The organism is Pseudomonas sp. EA_35y_Pfl2_R111 (assembly GCF_963970955.1).
Lineage (GTDB): Bacteria > Pseudomonadota > Gammaproteobacteria > Pseudomonadales > Pseudomonadaceae > Aquipseudomonas.
Genome location: NZ_CAXAOM010000004.1, coordinates 85,011 through 105,413 on the forward strand (window position 1 = coordinate 85,011; position 20,403 = coordinate 105,413).

The window sequence follows — 20,403 nt, forward strand, 5'->3', positions numbered from 1 at the left end:
AAATAATAATTAGAAGGTAACTTCCATGGGCTTGTGGAAACGCAGCATTCAGTGGCAGCTGATTCTCAGCATGGGCGCCGCCCTGCTCGCCAGTATTCTGATCGTGGTGGGCGTTTACTCGGCGGTGGTCAATCGCCTGACTGAGCGCTTCTTGGTCGAAGAGGCGTTGCCGGCCAGGGCGCTGGCAATTAGCAACGATCTGGAGCGGGTGCTGACCGCGCCGATCACCGCTAACGCCGGGATTGCCGGCAATACCTTTATTCAGGACTGGCTGGCCGCTGGTGAAGAGGAAGGCCAGCGCGACGCCGTGGCGCGTTACCTGGAGGGCGTGCGTGCACAACAGAACGCTATGACCACCTCGATTGCCGTACTGGAAAGTGGCAACTATTTCACCGGCGATGGCCTAGCCCGAGTGATCAGCCGTGATCAGCCGGAAAACCAGTGGTTCTACAAACTGGTCGACAGCAGCCGTGATCAGGTGCTGGAAATCGATATCGACAAGGGCACGCGCCTGCCCACTTTGTTTATCAACCAGCGGATCAAGCAGGGTGGCAAAACCCTCGGCGTTTCCGGCCTGGGCTTCAGCCTGAAAGCCATGTCGGAGATGATCCGCGATTTTCGTTTTGGCGAACGCGGCCAGGTGTTTCTGATTGATGCCCAGGGCGATATCAAGGTGCATCCGCAAGCTGAATTGAGTGGCAGTGGCCGTCTTGCCGAGCAGTTTGGCAAGGCTCCGGCTGATGAGTTGCTCAGCAGCGGTGGCAAAGCGGTGCGTTTCGAGCGTGACGGTGAAACCTTCCTGGCGGTGGCACAGAAGCTTTCCAGCCTGGACTGGCTGCTGGTCAGCGAAGTGCCAGAGGCGGAAATCTATGCCGAAGCGCGCCAAGCGTTGCTGATGACCAGCGCCATCGGCGTTGGCGTCGCCTTGTTGTTCCTCTGCCTGGTGGTGCTGCTGGCGCGTGGCCTGGTACGGCCAATCCGTCAGGTGACCGCTGCACTGGTAGAAATCGGTGGTGGCGGTGGTGATTTGACCCGTCGTCTGGATGAATCCCGTGAGGATGAGTTGGGCGATCTGGCCCGCGGCTTCAACCGCTTTATTGGTGGTCAGCGCAACCTGATCAGTGACGTACTGGCGACCAGCGAACGCTTGCGTGCCTCAGTCAGCCAGGTGGCGCAGGTGGTCGACAATACCGCCGGGCGCTCTAGCCAGCAGCAGGATATGACCGATATGGTCGCCACTGCGGTGCACGAGATGGGCCTGACCGTGCAGGAAATCGCGCGTAACGCCAGCAGCGCCGCGCAATCATCGCAAAGTGCACGAGACGAGGCGCAAGGCGCGCGCAATGAGGTGCGCCAATCCATCGGGCATATCGAGAGCATGTCCACTGACATTGGTAATGCCGCCACAGCAGTCAGTGAGCTGGCCGAGCAGGTGGCATCGATCGATCAGGTGCTGGCGGTGATCCGCGGCATATCCGAGCAGACCAACCTGCTGGCGCTGAACGCGGCCATCGAAGCGGCGCGCGCTGGCGAGATGGGCCGTGGCTTTGCCGTGGTGGCCGACGAAGTGCGTACCCTGGCCAGTCGCACGCAAAGCTCGACCGATGAAATCCAGCAGATGATTCAGCGCCTCAAGCAGGGCGCGGAAACTGCTGTGAGCTCCATGCATGCCGGGCAACGTGCCACGGGTACTGGCGTCGAGGCCAGTCAGCGTACGGGGCAGTCGCTTAGCGCGATTACCGAGCAGATTGAACGCATCAGCGACATGAATACCCAGGTGGCCACCGCCACAGAGGAGCAGTCCTCGGTGACCGAGGAGATCAACCGCAATGTGCAAGGCATTGCCGACCTGGCCCATGCCACCGCCGGTGAGGTACAGGTGTGTAAAGAGGACTGCCAGACCCTACGCGGCCTGGCCGATGATCTGGCTAAACAGATGGGCAACTTCCGCTTGTAAGCCCAGCCGGGCGGCAGCTCCTGCTGTCGCCTGCGTCAGGCCAGTTCGATGCGATTACGCCCGGCGCTTTTGGCCTGGTAGAGGGCATTGTCAACCCGCTTGAAAAACGCTTCGGCGCTACCGTCGCGTAGCATGTCGTAACAGCCTACGCCCAGGCTTGCGGTCAGTGGCAAGGTAGCCCCAGGCACTTGGAAACCCTCACGCTCCAACTCCAGGCGAAACTGCTCGGCTAGCAGGCGCGCCTGATCCAGCGGGGTATTGGGCATTAGAACGCCAAACTCCTCGCCACCCAGGCGCAGTAGCGCGTCGCTGTCGCGGCGGAAGTTCTGCCGCATGCGTTCAGCAAAATCGCTCAGGCAATGATCTCCGCAGCTATGCCCATATTGGTCATTGATCCGCTTGAAAAAATCGATGTCCAGCAGCACCAGAGATAGGGGTTGGCTCTGTCGCTGGGCGTTGGCCACCATCACCGGGAACAGGCTGTTGAACTGATAGCGGTTGCCCAGTTGGGTCAGGCTATCGGTGCGGCTGAGGTGTTCGAGGCGCTCCTGCTGATCGAGCAATTGCAGCTCGAGTGTCAGGGTGTTGTGGTACTCGCGGTGGCTGCGATTGAGCGCCAGCAGGAGGTAGCTCAGGTAGAAGCTCAAGGTGATCAGGATGGCGTACTGCTCGCGCCAGTCCATGGCGAGGCTGATCAATCCTGGCAGGTAAATCAGCAACAGGGCGAGGATTGCCCGCTTCTTGCGCATGGCGAAATTGAAGGCCAGGGCGGTGCTGAAGGCAATGGTACTGAGTGTGGCAATAATCGCCGAACTGCTGAACAGCGGACTCTTTTGTGCCAGAGCATGGGCCAAACCCCAGCTCAGCGCAGTCAGCAGAATCAGGCCCCAGTGCAGGTTTAACCAGCGGTTCAGCGATGCACTGGTCTGCTCTTGCGGCAGATGGTGCAGCACGCGCAAGGCCAGCAGCAGGGTAAATATGCCAATACCGAGCACACCCGGCAGCACCAGTGCGCCGGGGGCATTGCTGAATATCCAGGTGAGTAGCCAAGCCAGCAGGTAATAAATACCACCCAGCGGGGAGCGGATTCGAGTGTCCTGCGCTTCGCGCCAGAGGGCGAAGGCGTGTGGCTGGCGGGGTACGTGGGCTTCAGTCATAGCCTGTGATCACAAATAATGACTTTTTTGCAGCATAACCCTTTGCTTTTGAAAAAGCTGTCAGATTGCTATCGCGTGCTGGCCCAGGCGTTGTACTGCCGAGGCATGGAAAGCCTGGGCAGCTTTCAGTACGTTGGCCAGCCGGTGCCGCTGAAACAGTTGTTTGCGGCGCAGCCGGCTAAAGCAAGTTAGGTGATGATGGTTAGCCCTTAGCGCAGAATCAGCAATGCGCTGTTGCTGGTGCGCAGCAGGGTGCTGGTGGTGCTGCCGACCAGGAACTGACGAATCCGCGAATGGCCGTAGGCGCCCATGGCCAGTAGGTCGATGCCCTGTTCGAGCTGGTAGGCGTGAAGGGTCGGCTCCACTTCACCGGCGCGGATTGCCAGGTGAACTTCGCTGGCCGAGTCCTGTATCAGGCGTTCAGCGCTCTTGAGCTGTTCCCAGGCATCACTGCTTTCCGCGCCGATCATCACCAGGTGGCACGGCAGGCCGGTGAGCAGTGGGCTGGCGGCGATCATTTGCAGGCTCTTGCGCGCCGTGGCGCTGCCGTCATAGGCCAGCATGTAGCTTTGCGGGGCCTTGAACTCGCCGCAGCTGACCAGAATCGGCCGGTGCAGAGTACGGATGACATTTTCCAGATGGCTGCCCACCAGTTGGCTAAGGCTGTCGCTGGTCTTGCCCTGGCGGCCGATCACCAGCAGGCGGATATCGGTCTCCAACTCATGTAGGCAATCGACCAGATCACCATGGCGCTGGCGCAGCTGCGCCGGCTCGACGCCATCGGCCTTTACCCGCTCGCGCGCGGCTTCAAGCATCAGGCGGCCTTGCTCCATGGCCAGCGTGTGGCGCTGCTGATCCAGGTTGGCCAGCTCTTCGAGCAGATGTTCGCGACTGCCCAGACCGATAGCGCCGGACAGGTTGGCCTGGACAGGGTACTGAACCTCATCCAGTACGTGCAGCAGGGTCAGTTGCGCACTCAAGCGCTGGCTGGCCCATGCCGCGTAATCGCACACGGCGCGGGTGGATTGCGAACCGTCGATACATGCCATTACTTGGGTCATGGCGCTTTCCTTATTAGTGGCCGGACAGCAGGTCGGTGGCGTTCTCTTTGTCATGCACACCGAAGCGGTCGACGATGGTGGCGCTGGCCTGGTTCAGGCCCAGCACTTCGACTTCAGTGCCCTCGCGGCGCAGTTTGATCACCACCTTGTCCAGCGCGGCGACGGCGGTGATATCCCAGAAGTGCGCGCGCGACAGGTCGATGGTGACCTTGCTCACGGCTTCCTTGAAATCGAAGGCGGCGATGAACTTATCGGCGGAGCTGAAGAACACCTGGCCAATCACCGTATAGGTGCGCTGCTTGCCCTCGCTGTCCGCTTCGGAGTTGATATAGAGGAAGTGGCCGATCTTGTTGGCAAAAAACATCGCCGCCAGCAGCACGCCGACAAACACGCCGTACGCCAGGTTATGGGTATAGACGGTGACCGCCACGGTGGAGAGCATGACGATATTGGTGGAGAGCGGGTATTTCTTCAGATTGCGCAGCGAATCCCAGCTGAAGGTGCCGATCGACACCATGATCATCACCGCCACCAGCGCGGCCATGGGAATCTGACTGACCCAGTCGCTGAGGAACACCACCATCAGCAGCAACACCACGCCGGCCACCAGGCACGACAGGCGACCACGACCGCCGGATTTCACGTTGATCACCGACTGGCCGATCATCGCGCAGCCGGCCATGCCGCCAAGCAGGCCGGAAGCGATATTGGCCACGCCCTGTCCTTTGCATTCGCGGTTTTTGTCGCTGTTGGTATCGGTCAGATCATCGATGATGGTCGCGGTCATCATCGATTCCAGCAGGCCAACCACGGCCAGCGCGGCGGCGTAGGGGAAGATGATGCCCAGGGTTTCCAGGTTCAGCGGCACATCCGGCCAGAGGAAGATCGGCAGGGTGTCCGGCAGCTCGCCCATATCACCGACGGTGCGGATATCCAGGCCGAAATACATGGCCACAGCGGTCATCGACAGGATGCACACCAGCGGCGAGGGGATCACCTTGCCCAGCTTCGGCACATAGGGGAACAGGTAGATGATACCCAGGCCCGCCGCGCACATGGCGTAGACGTGCCAGGTGACGTTGGTCAGCTCTGGCAGTTGCGCCATAAAGATCAGGATCGCCAGGGCGTTGACGAAGCCGGTAACCACCGAGCGTGAAACAAAGCGCATCAGCGAGCCGAGCTTGAGGTAGCCCGCGCCGATCTGCAGCACACCGGTCAACAGCGTCGCTGCCAGCAGGTATTCCAGGCCGTGGTTTTTCACCAAAGTCACCATGACCAGAGCCATGGCGCCGGTGGCCGCGCTGATCATGCCCGGCCTGCCGCCGACAAAGGCGATCACCACGGCGATACAGAAGGAGGCATACAGGCCGACTTTGGGATCCACCCCGGCGATGATCGAGAAGGCAATGGCTTCCGGGATCAGCGCTAGTGCTACCACCAGGCCGGCGAGCACATCGCCACGGATGTTAAAGAACCAGGTGTTTTTCAGGCTTTGCAGCATGGTCAATTCCAAAATCTGGGGCGCAGCGGCAGGCCAATAGGCTTAGCAGCGCCGGACGGTTAGTCAGGCACAAGGCTGGTTGGCTATAAGCAGGGCGGACAAGGTGCGGGGTGTAAAAACGACGTGCACTTTAGCACGGCAGGCCAGAGCCGACGACGCGGGGCGCCAGGAGGCTAGCCGCGCCGGATCAGCCAAATGCCGGCGACGATCAGCAGCAGCCCGCCGACTTTGCCCGCCGTGATCGGCGCTTCACGAAAGCCGGCCCAGCCGAAGTGGTCGAGGGTCAGGGCCATGCTTAACTGTCCGGCGATCACCAGGGCCATAAACAGCACGGCGCCGACCTTGGGGCCGGTAAAAGCGGCGGTGGCGATAAACATCACCCCGAGCAGGCCGCCGCTCCAGTGCCACCAGGTCAGGCCTTTTAACGCGCCGAGGCTAGGGAACTCGCGCTGGGCCAGGACCAGAATCAGCAGCGCCAGGGTGCCGACAGCGAAGGACACCAGAGCGGCGGCCATCACGCTGGAAACCTGTTTGGCCAATTGACCGTTGATTCCCGCCTGCAGCGGTAGGCAGGCGCCCGCGACAAAGGGCAGGGCGAGTAACCACCAGATCGGGGCAGGCATGGGCATCTCCACAGCGGGCAGGGCGCAGAAGTATGCCGTAAAAGCTGTCCGCCTCGTCAGCCTTGGCGAGGTCAGATTGCCGATGAGCGCATGCAAAAAGGCCTGGCGTTGAGCCAGGCCTTTTGCGGCTGCAGTGCGGTGAGTCAGGCGCTACGGCTTACGGCCACTGCATTTCACCCTTGAGCACCTTGGCGCTCAGTTCCAGGCTGCTGGCATCGAGCAGGTCCGGGTACTTGGCCATCATCGCTTCGATCAGCGCCTGGCTGTTCTTGGCTTTGGGCAGTGCGGCTTCCAGGTCATTGAGGTAGTTGCGGGTAAAGCGTAGGTCATCCAGGTTCAGCTTGGGCTGGCCCATAAAGTGACCCGGCACTAGGGTTTTCGGCTGCAGCGCTTCCAGCTCAGACAGCGACTTCAGCCAGGTCTGACGCGCTTGCGGCGTTTGTGCGTCGGCAATCCAAGGGTGGATGTTGGCGTAGGTTAGTACGCCGCCGACCACGGCTTTAATGCTCGGAATCCACAGACTGGTGTGCTTGGGGTCATGGCCTATCAACTCGATGCGTTGGCCTTCCAGGCTCAGATGGTCGCCTTGCAAGGCTTGCGGCACCAGGGTACGGGCCGGCGCAGTGTTTTTGAGGATCGGGCCCCAGTAGGCCAGCTTCGGTTCGCGGCTTTTCTCGATATAGGCGATGGTCTGTGGTGTGGCCAGGATCTTGGCCTTGGGGTAGGCGCGAGTCAGGGTGTCCAGGCCGAAGTAGAAATCCGGGTCGCCGTGGCTGATAAAGATGGTGGTGAGGTTCTTGCCGCTGGCCTGGATACGCTCGACCAGCTCCTGGGCTTCGCGAGTGGAGAACTGCGCATCGACCAGAATGGCATCGCGCTCGCCGCTGATCAGCGTCGAGGTCACCGGGAAAATCGCCTTATCGCCTGGGTTGTAGACATCCAGGGTTAGCGGCTGGGCAATCGCTGTAGTGGCAAGGGTGAGCAGGCTGGCGCTGGTGAGCAGGCCGCGTAAGTGGTTGAGGATCGACATGCTGATCTCCTGTTGAGTAAGTGAGGCGATCTTAGTTGCTTTAAATAGATCAAAAAGCCCCTTAATCTGCGCATCTTTGTTGCGCTAAATGGGCTAATCATGGATCGGCTAACGGCAACCCGGGTATTTGTCGAAGTGGTGGAGCGGGGCAGCCAGACCGCTGCGGCCGATTCGCTGGCCATGTCGCGGGCGATGGTCTCGCGCTACCTCGGCGAGCTGGAGGCCTGGGTGGGTGCGCGCCTGCTGCACCGCACCACGCGCAAGCTCAGCCTGACCGGAGCAGGTGAGCAGCTTTTGGGGCAGTGCCGCGAAATGCTGGCCATGGCCGAGGCCATGCAGAGCGTCAGCCGCACCGATGAGGCCGCGCCGCGCGGCACCCTGCGCATCGCTTGCAGCCAGTCGCTGGCCCAGGCCTGGCTGGTGCATGCGCTGGATGACTTTATTCGCCTGTATCCGCAGGTCAGCGTCGATCTGCTGGTGGGCAGCCAGGCGGTCAATCTGGTGGAAGCGCGTATTGACCTGGCCCTGCGCATCACCAATCAGCTCGACCCCAACCTGATCGCACGCCAATTGGCGGTGTGCCGTTCGGTGGTGTGCGCCACTCCGGCGTATCTGGCCAAGCACGGCACACCACTGCGGCCCGAGGACCTGGCGCAGCACAATTGCCTGAGTTACGCCTATTTTGGCCGCAGCATCTGGGAGTTCACTCGCGCCGGTGAGCCACATGCCGTGGCGGTCAGTGGCAACCTCAGCGCCAATGAATCGATGGTGCTGCTGGAGGCTGTGCTGGCCGATATCGGCATCAGTCTGCAGCCGCGATATTCGGTCAGCGCGCACCTGCGCTCCGGGGCGCTGGTGCAGCTGTTACCGGACTACGAACCGCAGCAGTTGGGCATCCATGCCCTGTACGGCACGCGCCGGCAGATGCCGCCAGCGCTGCGGGCGTTGCTGGATTTTTTGATCGAGCGGCTGGCGGATGCGCCGGATTGGGATATGTAGCTGGGGTTCAGAGCGTTTTGCTGAACTGGATCAATGCCACGCGCTGGCCCTGTGGATCACGCCGTTCGACCACATCGCTCAGGGCATAACCGAGCTTCGGATAGAGCAGCAGGCCGGCGCTATTGGCGTTAAAGCACGACACCTGCATGCGTTTGGCGTCGTAATGCTCGCGAGCCAGTTGCTCCATCACGGCCACCAGATAGTGCGCCACGCCATGGCCCCTGGCCCAGGGGGCGACCATCAGGTTGCCGAGGGCGCAGTGGTCGTCGTAGTGCCATTGGTAGAAGTTGGCAAAGCCGGCCACCCGGCCATCGAGCAGCACCACGGTGCTATCGCGGCGCTCGGCCATGGCGGCGGCCAGTTGGCCGATGCTCAGCGGCCAGTCAGCCTTGGGGTAACAGAAAAACAGCTCATCGGCATTTTGTGGGAAACCGACGATCTCGGCCAGATCAGCCGCCGCAGCGGGGCGATGACTGAGGTGTGGGGTTGAGGTCATGCAACATCCTTGTTGAGTGAGGCGTGCGTGCTCAGCGCGGTGGGTATTGGCTTAGCACTTCGGCGACAGTACTGCGAATCGAGGCTTCGCGCTCAGCGGGACTGGGTTGGCGGCTGCGCAGCACCTGTTCGGCACTGCCGCGCCAGACCAGTTTGCCGTCCTTGCCGTCGAGCATATCGATCTGCAGAGTGCCGACCTGATAGTCCAGGGTGCGGGTTTCCACATAACTCGGGCCGCCCCAGAAGCCGCCGCGCCACGGGTCGCCCCAGGCTCCGCCAAAGTGCGTACTGACCTGCTGCTGGCGGTTGTCGACAATCATCCACACCTGCACCTTGAGATCGCCCGGTGTATTTGCCGCCGCCGCGCGCAGGCCACGTTGGTCGAGCTGTTCGCTGACGGCGCTGCGAATGCGCTGGCCGGTGAGGTCGCTGTTGATGCGCGGGTCATCGGGTTTGTACTGCACGGCGGGTTCCTGCCAGCTCCAGCTGCGGTAGGCGGCAAAATCGCGGTTGGGATCGAAGTCGCGTTCCAGCTGCGGTGTTTGGCAGGCGCTGAGGACCAGTAACAGGGGCAATAGCAGCAGTGATGCACGCATGGGTGCTCTCCTCGGGTTCAGCAATCAGCTTGGCGGATATTCCGCCAGGGCCTGTTGTACTGCATTACGCAGCGCGGCGGCGCGTTCGCTTTGGCTGCCGCTGCTAAGGGTTTCGGCGCTGGCGCTCCAGATCGGCTGACCATCCTGGCCATCGAACAGTTCGATGCGCACCACCATGACTTCTTCGGTATAGCTGCGTACCAGTGGCGCGCTGCCCCACATGCCGTAGTTATCGCCATAACGACTATGACCGTAATGGCTGCCGTAGCGTTCGGTGACTTGGCGCAGGCGTTGCTCCAGGCGCAACTCGGCGCTGACTTTGAGGTCGCTGGTTTTGCCGGCGCGATGTGGGCGCAGGCCGCGTTGGTCGAGGGCATTGCTCAGGGCTTCCTGCACCTGCTCGGAGCTGGCCCAGGCTGTGCCGGTCGGTAGCTGCTGCCAGCTCCAGGTGCGGTAGCGGCCATAGTCGCGCGGTGCTGCGGGGTACGCGCTGCGATCCAGTTGCTGGGGCGAGTGAGCGGGGGCCGGCGGCAGCGGTTTGCTGTCGGCGATATAGGGGTTCTGGCTCTGACAGGCCGCGAGGGTGGCCAGTAGCAGTAAGGCGCCAAGTCGTTTCATCGCGTTGCATGCCTCCAGTGCGATGGCTGTCAGCGGGGCCGGCAGATCCAGTGCAGATAACGGCCCAGGCCGGCAAAGCTGGGATGGCGGCGGTAAGCCAGCTCCATTTCCAGCAGGTCGAGCAGCTCGGCCTTGGCCTGGAAGGGTTGCGGCATATAGTCGTGAAACACCCGCACGCCACTCTGGCTTTCGACCTGCCAATTAGCCTCAAGTTGCGCCGCCAGCTCGCGCGGATCAAGCGGCATCTGCGGCGTCAGGCTCTGTTTCTCACCGGCGAACTCGGCCTTGCGCAGTTTGCGGAAGTGGCCCTTGAGCAGGTTGCGATAGATCAGCGCGTCCTTGTTGTAGAACGCCAGCGACAGCCAGCCGCCGGGCGCGCACAGCTGGTGCAGCACCGGCAGGATGCTGTGCGGTTCGGCCAGCCATTCCAGCACTGCGTGGCAGATCACCAGGTCATAGGGTTGCTTCAGCTGGCCGAGCAGGTCCTGCCAGGGCGCCTGGATAAAGGTGGCCTGCTGTCCTGCGGCAGCAAAGCGCTCGCGGGCGCCATTGAGCATCGGTTCAGCGGGTTCGGTCAGGGTCACCTGATGGCCGCGTTCAGCCAGCCACAGCGACATATGGCCAAGCCCCGCGCCAATATCCAGCACCCGCAGTGGGCGCTCGGGCAGGGCTTCGGCCAGATCGGCCTGGAGTACGGCCAGGCGAATCGCGCCCTTGGCGCCGCCGTAGATCTTCTCGGCAAAACGTGTGGCCAGCTCGTCGAAGTGCCGATCCGTCATGGCGCCTCTCCGAGAAAGCGCCGTTCGTTGTCGGCTAGCTTGGCGCGCACCACCTGTTCCATATCCAGGCCCAGCTCGCCACACAGCAGCACCAGATAGAGGACGATATCGCCGATTTCCTGGCCTGCATGGGTGAGTTGTTCGGCAGATAGCTCGCGTGACTGCGCCTCGCTCAGCCACTGGAAGATTTCCACCAGCTCGGCCATTTCCACGCTGGCGGCCATGGCCAGGTTCTTCGGGCTGTGGAATTGCCGCCAGTCGTTGCGATCACGAATGGCGTGCATGCGGGTGGTCAATTCGGCGAGGTTCATCAGGCGCTCCAGCAAAGAGGAGCATAGCTTCGGGGGTTCATCTGCACTGTGCAAGCGGCTGCCGGGCAGTTACCGGCAGCCGTCTGCTTTATTTCAGGCGAGATTTCACTCGAGTGGCCGCCAGCTGCCGCTCATATGCACCAGCTCATTCTGGCCGAGCAGGCTGAACTGGCCACTGCTGGCCGGCTCACTGGCCAGTAGGCGCACTTCGGCCGGCAGCAGCACGGGTTTCTGAAAACGCACACTTACTTCATAACCCGCAGCGGGCAGGCGTGCGCCCAACTCGGCCAGGGCGCGGCCCTTATTCCACAGGCCGTGGGCGATGGCGCGGGGGAAGCCGAATAGCTTGGCGGTGGCGGCAAACATATGGATCGGGTTGTAGTCGCCAGCGATGCGCGCGTAGCTCCGGCCGATATCCGCTGGCGCGCGCCAGTGGGCCAGGGTGGTTTGTTCTAACGCGGTTTCGGCTGCGCGTTCGGCCGGCTTGCCGTCCAGGCGCAGAGCGCGGCAGAGAATGCGGCTATCGCCTTCCCAGAGCAGGCCAAGCTGGTCATGCAGCTGGGTGATCAGGCTGAAGGTCGCGCCCTTGTCGTGGGGCTGCAGGTCCTGCACCTGCACGCTGACGGTAAACGGCCCGAGGCCGCCGAGTGGGCGCAGCACGCGAATATGGTTTTCCAGGTGCACCAGGCCGAGCAGCGGGAAGGGGAAACGCTTGTCGGTGAGCAGCTGCATCTGCAGGGCAAATGCCAGGATATGCGGGTAGGGTGCGGGCAGCAGGTGATCATCGCTAAATCCGCAGATCTGCCGATAGCGCGCCAGGTGCTTGGGGTCGACCGTGACCTGACAGCGCACGCCCAGCTCGGGCAGGCTGCGGCCGGTGACGCGGCGGCGCAGGGCTGCGCGCAGAAACAGGGCGGGTAGGGCAGGTGGTGCGGGCAGTTCGAGCCAGTCGATGGCCATGGGCAAACTCCTCAGAACGGTGGCAGCAGCTTAGTCGGCCAGCGCCGCCGTGCATTGGCCGTATCGCCTGGCGCTGCGGCAGGCCAGTCAATCGTTTAACAGCATAATTCACGCCTTGAGCGCATGACCTAAAGCTGCCTAAGATGGCCGCGCCTCGCAAACAATAAGAACTCTTTAATATGCGTGACCTGACTGACGACGTGGCGCTGATGCGCCCGGTGATCGACGCCTTGCGTGCCAGCGGTACCGACCCCGATCGCGTGCTGGCTCGTGTTGGCCTTCCTCCGGGTGGTTTGCCTGCCGGACGTTTCCCCCATGCCGCCCAAGCCTTGTTCTGGAAAGCCGCCATCGATGAATGCGGCGAAGAGCATGTCGGCCTCTACCTGGCTCAGCACCTGCCGGCATTCCACGGCCTGCTGCTGGAATACCTGTTTCTCTCCAGTGAAACCTTCGGCGAAGGTCTGCGCCATGCCCTGCGCTATGTGCGTCTGCTGTCCGATACCCTGAATGCCAAGCTGGAAGTGCAAGGCGAGCGCGCGGTGCTGGTGCTGGGGCTGATTCCTGGTACGCCACGGCACTTCCCGGAAATGCTCGCCGGTGCGGTGATCCGCCTGTTCGATGCGTTGACCGAAGGCGATTTCACCCCCTATGAAGTGCAGTTTATGCATGCCGAGGGTGCGCCGGCCGAGCGCTATCAGCAGATCTACGGCTGCCCGGCGCAACTGGGCGGCGAGCGCTACGCGCTGGTGTTCAATGCCTCGGTGCTGGACAAGACCTCACGGCATGCCGCGCCAGAACTGCTGCGCATGCATGAATCGCTGGCGCGCCGCCAGTTGGCTGAAGTCGAACGTCTGGATCTGGTGCGCAAGGTGCGCGAATTGATCGGCGAGTTGCTGGTCGACAGCGGCGCCACCCTGGAGCAGGTCGCTGCGAGGCTGAATATGCCGGCGCGGCGGTTGCGCGAGCGTCTGGCCATGGCGGGGGTGCGCTTCAACGACCTGGTCACCGACTACCGCTGCCGCCTGGCCAAGGACCTGTTGCTCAACACCGACGAGCGTATCGAAGTGATAGTCGAGCGCACCGGCTTCTCCGAGCCGAGCACCTTCTATCGCGCCTTCAAACGCTGGGTCGGCGAAACTCCAGTTGAGTTTCGCAAACGCGGCAAACAGTGATGACTACTGGGCGAAATAGGTCGCCCAGAAATAATAGAGCGTCATCCCGCTGCCCACGCTGATCACCAGCATGCGCAGGAATTTGGCTGGCAAACGCTGACCCAGTGCGCCGCCGACATAGCCGCCCAGGGTGGCACCCACCAGCAGAATCGCCAGCTCATACCAACTGACTCGGCCTGCGATGATAAATGTCGCGGTGGCGACGCTATAGATCACTGCGGAAATCAGGTTCTTCAGGGCGTTGGCGCGGGCCAGCGGGTGGCCTTCGATGGAAAACGCCGCCAGTTGCAGAATGCCCATGCCGGCGCCGAAGTAACCGCCATAGATCGATACGCCGACATGCGCTGCTAGTGACAGTGGGCCATGCGGCGGTTTTGCCGCTTCTGCACGGCGCGCGGCCAGCCAGCGGCTGAGCCATGGGCTGGCTGCAAACAAGGCGGTGGCTGCTAGCAGCAGCCAGGGAATCAGCTTGGCGAATACAGCATCGCCGCCCACCAGTAGTAACAAGCCGCCGAGCAGTCCACCGGCCAGTCCGGCGGCCAGTAACGGCAGCAGATAACGCCCCAACGGCCGCAGCGAATCCCGTGCCGCCCAGGCTCCGGCCAGGCTGGCCGGCCACAACGCCACGGCATTGGTGGCATTGGCTGTCACTGGTGGAAGACCCGCAGCGAGCAACGCCGGAAAGGAGAAAAACGTGCCGCCGCCGGCCAGGGCATTCATCCCGCCAGCGGCAAAACCGGCAAGTACCAGCAGCAGAATCTCGGACACAGGCATGGCAAAGGCTCAGGCAAAAGGTCAGCAGCTTAACCAGCGTGCGTGGTTGGGCCAAGTCGACCAAGGTCGTTGGCGCATGGGTTGGCCAAATTGCGGGCATAAAAAACGGTCTGGAGCAGTTTTAACGTCGCATAGCGACGGCCCGAGGGGTGGCTGCCATGGATGGCAGGCATAAAAAAACCGGCTTGTGGCCGGTTTTTAGGGGGTGGGCACTACTTATTTTTGGTAAGCAGCGACCGCCTTGATAATCAGGTTGCGGGCCTCGTCGGCGCCAGCCCAACCTTCAACCTTGACCCATTTGCCTTTCTCGAGATCTTTGTAGTTCTCGAAGAAGTGCTTGATCTGCTCGATCAGCAGTGGGGGCAGGTCGGTGTATTCCTGTACGTCTTTGTACAGCACGCTCAATTTGTCGTGCGGTACGGCAACCAGCTTGGCATCGCCGCCGGCTTCATCGCTCATGAGCAGTACGCCAACTGGACGGGCGCGGATAACCGAGCCTGGTGCCACTGGGTACGGGGTCACGACCAGCACGTCGAGGGGGTCACCGTCGTCGGCCAGGGTGTGCGGGATAAAACCGTAGTTGGCCGGGTAGAACATCGGAGTGGCCATGAAGCGGTCGACCATCAGGCAATCGGTGTCGTGGTCGATTTCGTATTTGATCGGCGCGTGGTTGGCCGGGATCTCGATGGCGACGTAGATGTCGTTTGGCAGGTCTTTACCAGCTGGGATCTTGCTGTAGCTCATGGGGCGACTCCCGAGGGGTGGGCCAAAAAAGTGGCGCGATTATAGGCATATTCCCCTGGTGTTGCTACGCCGGGATGCCTAGCCATTGGTCGCGAACCCGCAGTTATCGGCTCTGACCTGGTAGTCGGGGTTGCTGGCCTGCAACCGTTGCAAGCGGGCCAGTGGGTCTTGGCGGTAGAACAGTGCCAGTTGCGCGTACACCGCCGGGAAGACGCCGGCGAGCAGGTCTGGGGCGCTGAAAAAGTATTCGCTGGTCACGGCGAAGAACTCCGCCGGGTTTTCCGCTGCATAGGGATCGATGGCGGTTTCGGCCTCGGGGTCGGCATCCAGCTTGGCGTTCAGCTGATCGAAGGCGCTCTGCATGGCCTTCGCCCACGCCTGCACGGCCATATTGCGGTGCAGCGGCGGCAGGCCGTTGGCGTCTCCGTTAAGCATGTCCAGCTTGTGCGCCAGTTCGTGGATCACCAGGTTGTAGCCGTCCCATTGGCCGCTGGCCTGCACGCCGGGCCAGGCGAGGATTACTGGGCCTTGCTGCCAGGCTTCGCCGCTGTGTTCGGCGTCCCATTCGTGGACCACACCGCTGGAATCGCGGTGGCGTTGCGGGCTGACGAAATCATCCGGGTAGAGGACGATTTCATGGAAGCCCTGGTACCAGTTGAGGTCGGCCAGGTGCAGCAGCGGCAGTTCGGCCTGCACCGCCAGCAACAGGCGTGCGTGGCCGTCCAGTTCGACACCGGGCAGGGCACTGAGGTGTTTGTGATGCAGAAACAGCACGGCGCGTTCGCGCAGGCGCTGCTGCTCGGCGTCATCCAGGCCATCGAGGATCGGCAGTTGTTGCAGCACGGCCTGCCATTGCGCGCTGCTGATGGGGTGACGGGCAAGGATGCGCTGGCGACGCCAGGCACGGAGCGACCACATGGACTCTGCTCGGACGGTGGAAAGCGCCCACCATAAGCCGGGTGTCAGTGCCGGGCAAGTCGGCACAAAGGCTGCAAAGGCATGCTTATCCGCGACCTGGGAGGGCTGCCAATGTCGATCGAGCGTCTGCATCATCCCACCATAAAACTGCTCTGTGGCCAGGGGCTCGACCTGCCCTGCCAGGCCGCACGGGCCCGCGCAACCTGGCTGCCGGGGCGCGAGGGACGGCCGCCGGTGTTATTGGTGGCTCTGCTCTGGGCCCGTGACTGCACTGATGTAGTGCGCACACTGGAGGCGTACCAGGACGGCCTGCTGGCCGATTGCTGTTGCACCCCCGGCGGCTGGAGCGAAGCCCAGGCGGCGCGGCAGGTGCTGGCGGCGCTTAATCAGCAGCTGTTTCATCAGCGCCAGGCCGGGCGCCGCATTGCTCAGCTGAGTGCCGGGTTGTTACTGCTGCAGAACGGCGAGGCGCAGTTTCTCCAGGCTGGCGCCATTGGTTTGCGGCGTTATCAAGGCAACACAGCAGCCAGCCTGGCTGGCCGTGAGGGCCTGCTGCTGGGTGCGCAGGCTGAGCTGGCGCTGGTTCAACATCGCCTGACCCTGAGCCCTGGCGAGCTATTGCTGCTGGCGCCGCAGCCGCTGCTGGATGTGGCGGACCTCCGAGGGTTTTCTGGCGCAGGCGGTACCCTGCAGGATGACCCGCTGCCGGAGCTGCTTGCGCCATTGCTGCGGGCACCTGGGGCAGCGGTTCTATTGCTGCCGCGCGAGGCTGATAGCGCGCCTGAGCTGGCCCCGCGCAAGCCCTGGCGGATGGTCGTCGATGCACAGCCGGGTTTGCAGTTGGATGGCTGGGTGCTGCTCTCGTCCTGTCCTTTTGGCCCGCCTGGGCGGGTGTTCCGCGCCACCGATCCACGGGGTCGCGAGGCCATGCTGTGGCTGGCTGAGGAGGATGCGGGAGAAGCCTTCTGGCAGCGCGAGTGGGCGTTGCGGCGCAGTCCGGTGGCCAGTCTGGCGCAGGTGATGTCTTCGCATCAGCCGCGCGAGCATGCCTTCTGGTTGTTCGAGCCAGCGGGCAAGGGTATGCGCAGCCTGAACGACTGGGTGGCGGCTCATGGCCCGGTAGACGCTTTGACGGTGTTGACCGTGCTTGAGCAATTGATCGCCGCCGTGCGTGGCTTGCAGCGGCGTGGCATTCAGGGGCTGTGGCTGGCCCCGCGCAATATCCTGCTGGATGACGGCGCCCGGCTACTGTTGCTGCCCGAATATGCCGCGCTGCTGCCTGGCGTGCCACAGCAGACATTGCCTGAACAGGCGGTGCCGCTAGCGCCCGAGGTGCGCGCCGGGCGTACGCTGGATGGCCGCGCCGACCAGTTTGCCCTGGCGGCGCTGGCTTACTGGCTGTTCTGCGGGCGCTGGCCTGAGGTGGCGCAGGCAGATGCCGACGGCAATAGCCGTTATATGCCGCTGGCGCAGTTCAGTGTGCAGGTGCCATTGGGCTGGGACGGTGTGCTGGCGAGGGCTTTGGCGCCCAGGCCGGAGGCGCGCTTTGAGGCGCTGTCGGAGTTTCAGCATGCCTTGCAGCAGCCGTTACTGCATCAGCCGGCACCGGCGCGCCGCACACGGGACTATCGGCAGAGTTGGCACGTAGCGGCGCTGGCTCTGTTGATGCTGCAACTGGGCGTGGGGTTGTGGCTTAGCCTGAAGGGTTGAGAGAACTGAGCCAGCGCGCGCTGGCTCAGTCAAAGACTTACGGCGCGGTGAAGTCTTCGGTGATCGGCAGGACAAAGCTCTTGAACTCGGTGTCTTCCTTGAAACCGATGGATTCGTAGAGCTTGTGGGCGACTTCGTTGTCGACGCTGGAGGCCACGCGCAGACGCACCGCGTTGGTCTCTTTGGCCATCTGTTTGGCTGTCTGGATCAAGCGGTCGGCCACCAGCTGGCGGCGCGCGTCCTGGCAGACGTAGATGTCGTTGAGAATCCACACGCGCTTGAGCGACAGCGAGGAGAAGCTCGAATAGAGCTGGCAGAAGCCGAGAATCTTCTCTTCATCGTCGGCCATGGCCAGGTAGATCACCGATTCCTTGCGGCTGATGCGCTTTTCCAGAAATTTGCGCGAGGAGTCGGGGTAGGGCAGCTGGCCGAAGTGTTCGCGGTAATTGACGAACAATGGCGTAAGTTGATCCAGATGCTCCAGGGTCGCTTGGACAATGCGCATGGTGAGCCTCTACTTCAGTCATGTGGATGGCTTTGGCAACACGGCAGCGCTGCCTGCGAACGACCCCGATGCTGCCTAAAGCTTTTGGAAAGTGCAATCCAAACAAGCGTTTGCCTGTAATGCCGCGCAGCGCTTAGCCCAACAAGAAGTTTTCGCGCATGCTTGAGCCCGCGAGCAGCGGCACTTCAGCCTCATCCTTGAGGTTGACCCCCGACAGCTGGCGGCGGCAGGCCTCGCGCATCAGGTACAGCAGGCGATGGCTGGCCATGGCGTAGCTCAGGCCTTCCTGACGCACATTGGAGATGCAGTTGCGGTAGGCGTCGGTCAGGCCGACCTTGGGCGCGTAAGTGAAGTACAGCCCCAGGCTGTCCGGTGAACTCAGGCCTGGACGTTCGCCGATCAGGATCACCACCATGCGCGCGCCGAGCAGTTCGGCCACTTCATCGGCAACGGCCACACGGCCTTGGCTGACCAGTGCGACGGGGGCCACGCGCCAGCCTTCGGCAGCGGCCTGTTCTTCGATATGCGCCACCATCGGCAGGGCGTTACGGTGTACGGCCAAGGCAGACAGGCCGTCGGCGATAACGATGGCCAGATCGTAGCCATCCGGGTTGTTTTCGCGGTGCTGGCCCAGCAGCTCGGCGGATTCGTGACTTAGGCGCCGGCCGAGGTCCGGGCGTTGCAAGTAGGTGTCGCGGTCCTTGGCGGCGCTGTGCAGCTGCAGGCTTTGCCGATGCTGGTGGGCCAGGCCGGCGGCCAATGCGGCGTGATCGAACGGCAGGTGCACGGCATCGCGGGCCTGGGCGTGGGCGAATTGGAAATCCAGCTGGGCGCGGGTCGGCATGCTGGTGCCGGCGCGGCCGAGGGCGATACGCGCCGGGGTGAGGTTGCGCAGTTGCTGCCAGGGATTCTCGCTGGCGCCGCTGAGTGGGCTGTCATCGTACATAAGCAATCTCCGCGAAGGTTTTGTAGGAGCGGGCCATGCCCGCGAAGCCGCTATCGCGGGCATGGGTTAGGCACCCCCGCCGCTCCTACGGATTCGATATCAGCTCAGCTGCGCCAACGCCTGACGAAACGCTGGCGGCAGGCTGTTGCCCATACGCGGGCGGCCATCGGCCTGGGTGAAGATACCCATGCGCTGCAGCCAGGCTTCGAACTCGGGGGCCGGTTTCAGCCCCAGGCTCTGCCGGGCATACAGCGCGTCGTGGAAGGAGGTGGTCTGGTAGTTGAGCATCACGTCGTCGGAGCCGGGGATGCCCATGATGAAGTTGATCCCGGCCACACCGAGCAGGGTCAGCAGTACGTCCATGTCGTCCTGATCGGCTTCGGCGTGGTTGGTGTAGCAGATGTCGCAGCCCATCGGCAGGCCCAGCAGCTTGCCGCAGAAGTGGTCTTCCAGGCCGGCGCGAATGATCTGTTTGCCGTTATACAGGTACTCCGGGCCGATAAAGCCGACCACGGTATTCACCAGAAATGGCTTGAAATGCCGCGCCACCGCATAGGCGCGGGTCTCGCAGGTCTGTTGGTCGAGGCCATGGTGAGCACCGGCGGACAGCGCGCTGCCCTGACCGGTTTCGAAATACATCAGGTTGTCGCCGAGGGTGCCGCGCTTGAGGCTCAGGCCGGCGTCGTAGCCTTCCTGGAGAATCTGCAGGCTGACGCCAAAGCTGGCGTTGGCCGCCTCGGTGCCGGCAATCGACTGGAACACCAGGTCCAGCGGCACGCCACGGTTGATCGCCTCGATTGAGGTGGTGACGTGGGTCAGCACGCAGGCCTGGGTGGGGATTTCATAGCGCTGGATGATGCCGTCGAGCATCTTCAGCATCTCGCAGATCGAACTGATGCTGTCGGTGGCCGGATTGATGCCGATCATGGCGTCGCCGTTGCCGTACAGCAGGCCATCGAGAATGCTCGCGGCGATGCCGGCCGGCTCATCGGTCGGGTGATTGGGCTGCAGGCGGGTGGACATGCGCCCGCGCAGGCCGACGGTGTTGCGAAAACGGCTGACCACACGGATTTTCTGCGCCACCAGCACCAGATCCTGCACGCGCATGATCTTCGATACCGCCGCCGCCATTTCTGGCGTCAGGCCGGGCGCAAGGGCGCGCAGGCTGGCTTCGTCGGCGCTGTCGCCGAGCAGCCAGTCGCGAAAGCCGCCGACGGTGAGGTGGCTGACCGGGGCGAAGGCCGCCGGATCATGGCTATCGATGATCAGCCGGGTGACCTCATCAGCCTCGTAGGGAATCAGTGCCTCGGTAAGGAAATGCTTGAGCGGAATATCGGCCAGGGCCATCTGCGCCGCGACCCGTTCGCCGGCATTGCTCGCCGCCACACCGGCGAGAAAGTCGCCGGAGCGCGCCGGGCTGGCTTTGGCCATCACCTCGGCAAGGCTATCGAAACGGTAGGTTTCACCGCCTACCGTATGCTGAAAACTGGACATCGCGTGTCTCCAAAACGCCGCGCTGGCGCAGCTGCACCAGCGTGGCGGTGTTA

21 protein-coding genes and 1 pseudogene are annotated in these 20,403 nt (G+C 62.7%); 5 read left to right on the forward strand and 17 right to left on the reverse strand.

The window, feature by feature from the left end; all coding sequences use genetic code 11:
* Window positions 1-70: 70 nt before the first annotated feature.
* A pseudogene (locus AACY25_RS21030) lies at window positions 71-1,087 on the forward strand (HAMP domain-containing protein); the annotation flags it as partial.
* Between the two features lie 141 nt (window positions 1,088-1,228).
* Window positions 1,229-1,957, forward strand: coding sequence for a methyl-accepting chemotaxis protein (locus AACY25_RS21035; RefSeq protein ID WP_445262163.1), 729 nt, complete (start codon window positions 1,229-1,231; stop codon window positions 1,955-1,957).
* 35 nt (window positions 1,958-1,992) lie between these two features.
* Here AACY25_RS21035 and AACY25_RS15880 read toward each other — a convergent pair whose 3' ends face one another.
* From AACY25_RS15880 to AACY25_RS15900, 5 genes are all read right to left on the reverse strand, one after another.
* Window positions 1,993-3,114 (reverse strand): GGDEF domain-containing protein, encoded by a 1,122-nt coding sequence (locus AACY25_RS15880; protein ID WP_339525797.1) that lies wholly within the window; start codon window positions 3,112-3,114, stop codon window positions 1,993-1,995.
* A gap of 209 nt (window positions 3,115-3,323) precedes the next feature.
* The gene (locus AACY25_RS15885) at window positions 3,324-4,175 is read right to left on the reverse strand and encodes a universal stress protein (protein WP_339525798.1); all 852 of its coding nucleotides are present in this window, start codon (window positions 4,173-4,175) and stop codon (window positions 3,324-3,326) included.
* A 13-nt stretch (window positions 4,176-4,188) separates the two neighbouring features.
* Complete coding sequence (locus tag AACY25_RS15890; protein ID WP_339525800.1) at window positions 4,189-5,676, reverse strand: SulP family inorganic anion transporter; 1,488 nt, start codon at window positions 5,674-5,676, stop codon at window positions 4,189-4,191.
* A gap of 173 nt (window positions 5,677-5,849) precedes the next feature.
* Complete coding sequence (locus AACY25_RS15895; protein ID WP_339525801.1) at window positions 5,850-6,299, reverse strand: DMT family transporter; 450 nt, start codon at window positions 6,297-6,299, stop codon at window positions 5,850-5,852.
* Between the two features lie 157 nt (window positions 6,300-6,456).
* A complete protein-coding gene (locus tag AACY25_RS15900) occupies window positions 6,457-7,329 on the reverse strand; it encodes an MBL fold metallo-hydrolase (RefSeq protein ID WP_339525802.1) in 873 nt (290 codons plus the stop codon).
* A gap of 99 nt (window positions 7,330-7,428) precedes the next feature.
* Here AACY25_RS15900 and AACY25_RS15905 point away from each other — a divergent pair, with 99 nt between their 5' ends.
* Window positions 7,429-8,328, forward strand: a complete 900-nt coding sequence (locus tag AACY25_RS15905) for a LysR family transcriptional regulator (protein ID WP_339525804.1) — start codon at window positions 7,429-7,431, stop codon at window positions 8,326-8,328.
* A 7-nt stretch (window positions 8,329-8,335) separates the two neighbouring features.
* On the opposite strand, the gene AACY25_RS15910 is transcribed toward AACY25_RS15905, so the two are convergent.
* From AACY25_RS15910 to AACY25_RS15935, 6 genes are all read right to left on the reverse strand, one after another.
* Window positions 8,336-8,824, reverse strand: a complete 489-nt coding sequence (locus AACY25_RS15910; RefSeq protein WP_339525807.1) for a GNAT family N-acetyltransferase — start codon at window positions 8,822-8,824, stop codon at window positions 8,336-8,338.
* A gap of 31 nt (window positions 8,825-8,855) precedes the next feature.
* Window positions 8,856-9,419 carry a DUF4136 domain-containing protein gene (locus AACY25_RS15915; RefSeq protein WP_339525809.1) on the reverse strand — a complete coding sequence of 188 codons (564 nt, stop codon included), beginning with the start codon at window positions 9,417-9,419 and terminating at the stop codon, window positions 8,856-8,858.
* Window positions 9,420-9,443: 24 nt separating this feature from the next.
* Window positions 9,444-10,037: a DUF4136 domain-containing protein gene (locus AACY25_RS15920; protein ID WP_339525812.1), complete on the reverse strand. Its 594-nt coding sequence runs from the start codon at window positions 10,035-10,037 to the stop codon at window positions 9,444-9,446.
* A 29-nt stretch (window positions 10,038-10,066) separates the two neighbouring features.
* Entirely contained in the window at window positions 10,067-10,816 is a 750-nt protein-coding gene (locus tag AACY25_RS15925) for a methyltransferase (protein WP_339525813.1), read from the reverse strand.
* Window positions 10,813-11,127: a nucleotide pyrophosphohydrolase gene (locus AACY25_RS15930; protein WP_339525814.1), complete on the reverse strand. Its 315-nt coding sequence runs from the start codon at window positions 11,125-11,127 to the stop codon at window positions 10,813-10,815. The genes AACY25_RS15925 and AACY25_RS15930 overlap by 4 nt, the downstream gene beginning before the upstream one ends.
* A 105-nt stretch (window positions 11,128-11,232) precedes the next feature.
* A complete protein-coding gene (locus AACY25_RS15935; RefSeq protein ID WP_339525815.1) occupies window positions 11,233-12,087 on the reverse strand; it encodes a MaoC/PaaZ C-terminal domain-containing protein in 855 nt (284 codons plus the stop codon).
* A 179-nt stretch (window positions 12,088-12,266) separates the two neighbouring features.
* On the opposite strand from AACY25_RS15935, the gene AACY25_RS15940 reads away from it, so the two are divergent.
* Window positions 12,267-13,259, forward strand: coding sequence for an AraC family transcriptional regulator (locus AACY25_RS15940; protein ID WP_339525817.1), 993 nt, complete (start codon window positions 12,267-12,269; stop codon window positions 13,257-13,259).
* Between the two features lie 3 nt (window positions 13,260-13,262).
* Here AACY25_RS15940 and AACY25_RS15945 read toward each other — a convergent pair whose 3' ends face one another.
* The 3 genes from AACY25_RS15945 to AACY25_RS15955 all read right to left on the reverse strand — a co-directional run bounded on the left by AACY25_RS15945 (window position 13,263) and on the right by AACY25_RS15955 (window position 15,695).
* Window positions 13,263-14,033 carry a sulfite exporter TauE/SafE family protein gene (locus AACY25_RS15945; RefSeq protein WP_339525819.1) on the reverse strand — a complete coding sequence of 257 codons (771 nt, stop codon included), beginning with the start codon at window positions 14,031-14,033 and terminating at the stop codon, window positions 13,263-13,265.
* A 216-nt stretch (window positions 14,034-14,249) separates the two neighbouring features.
* Window positions 14,250-14,777 (reverse strand): inorganic diphosphatase, encoded by a 528-nt coding sequence (ppa, locus tag AACY25_RS15950; RefSeq protein WP_305592579.1) that lies wholly within the window; start codon window positions 14,775-14,777, stop codon window positions 14,250-14,252.
* Between the two features lie 78 nt (window positions 14,778-14,855).
* On the reverse strand, window positions 14,856-15,695 hold the full coding sequence (locus AACY25_RS15955) for a M90 family metallopeptidase (RefSeq protein ID WP_339525820.1): 840 nt from the start codon (window positions 15,693-15,695) through the stop codon (window positions 14,856-14,858).
* A gap of 111 nt (window positions 15,696-15,806) precedes the next feature.
* On the opposite strand from AACY25_RS15955, the gene AACY25_RS15960 reads away from it, so the two are divergent.
* A complete protein-coding gene (locus AACY25_RS15960) occupies window positions 15,807-17,405 on the forward strand; it encodes a SpoIIE family protein phosphatase (protein WP_339525821.1) in 1,599 nt (532 codons plus the stop codon).
* Between the two features lie 37 nt (window positions 17,406-17,442).
* On the opposite strand, the gene AACY25_RS15965 is transcribed toward AACY25_RS15960, so the two are convergent.
* The 3 genes from AACY25_RS15965 to AACY25_RS15975 form a co-directional block, all read right to left on the reverse strand.
* Window positions 17,443-17,910: a GNAT family N-acetyltransferase gene (locus AACY25_RS15965; protein ID WP_090255651.1), complete on the reverse strand. Its 468-nt coding sequence runs from the start codon at window positions 17,908-17,910 to the stop codon at window positions 17,443-17,445.
* Window positions 17,911-18,043: 133 nt separating this feature from the next.
* Window positions 18,044-18,856: an ethanolamine ammonia-lyase subunit EutC gene (eutC, locus tag AACY25_RS15970; RefSeq protein ID WP_339525823.1), complete on the reverse strand. Its 813-nt coding sequence runs from the start codon at window positions 18,854-18,856 to the stop codon at window positions 18,044-18,046.
* Between the two features lie 99 nt (window positions 18,857-18,955).
* Window positions 18,956-20,350 carry an ethanolamine ammonia-lyase subunit EutB gene (locus AACY25_RS15975; protein ID WP_339525824.1) on the reverse strand — a complete coding sequence of 465 codons (1,395 nt, stop codon included), beginning with the start codon at window positions 20,348-20,350 and terminating at the stop codon, window positions 18,956-18,958.
* Window positions 20,351-20,403: the final 53 nt, after the last annotated feature.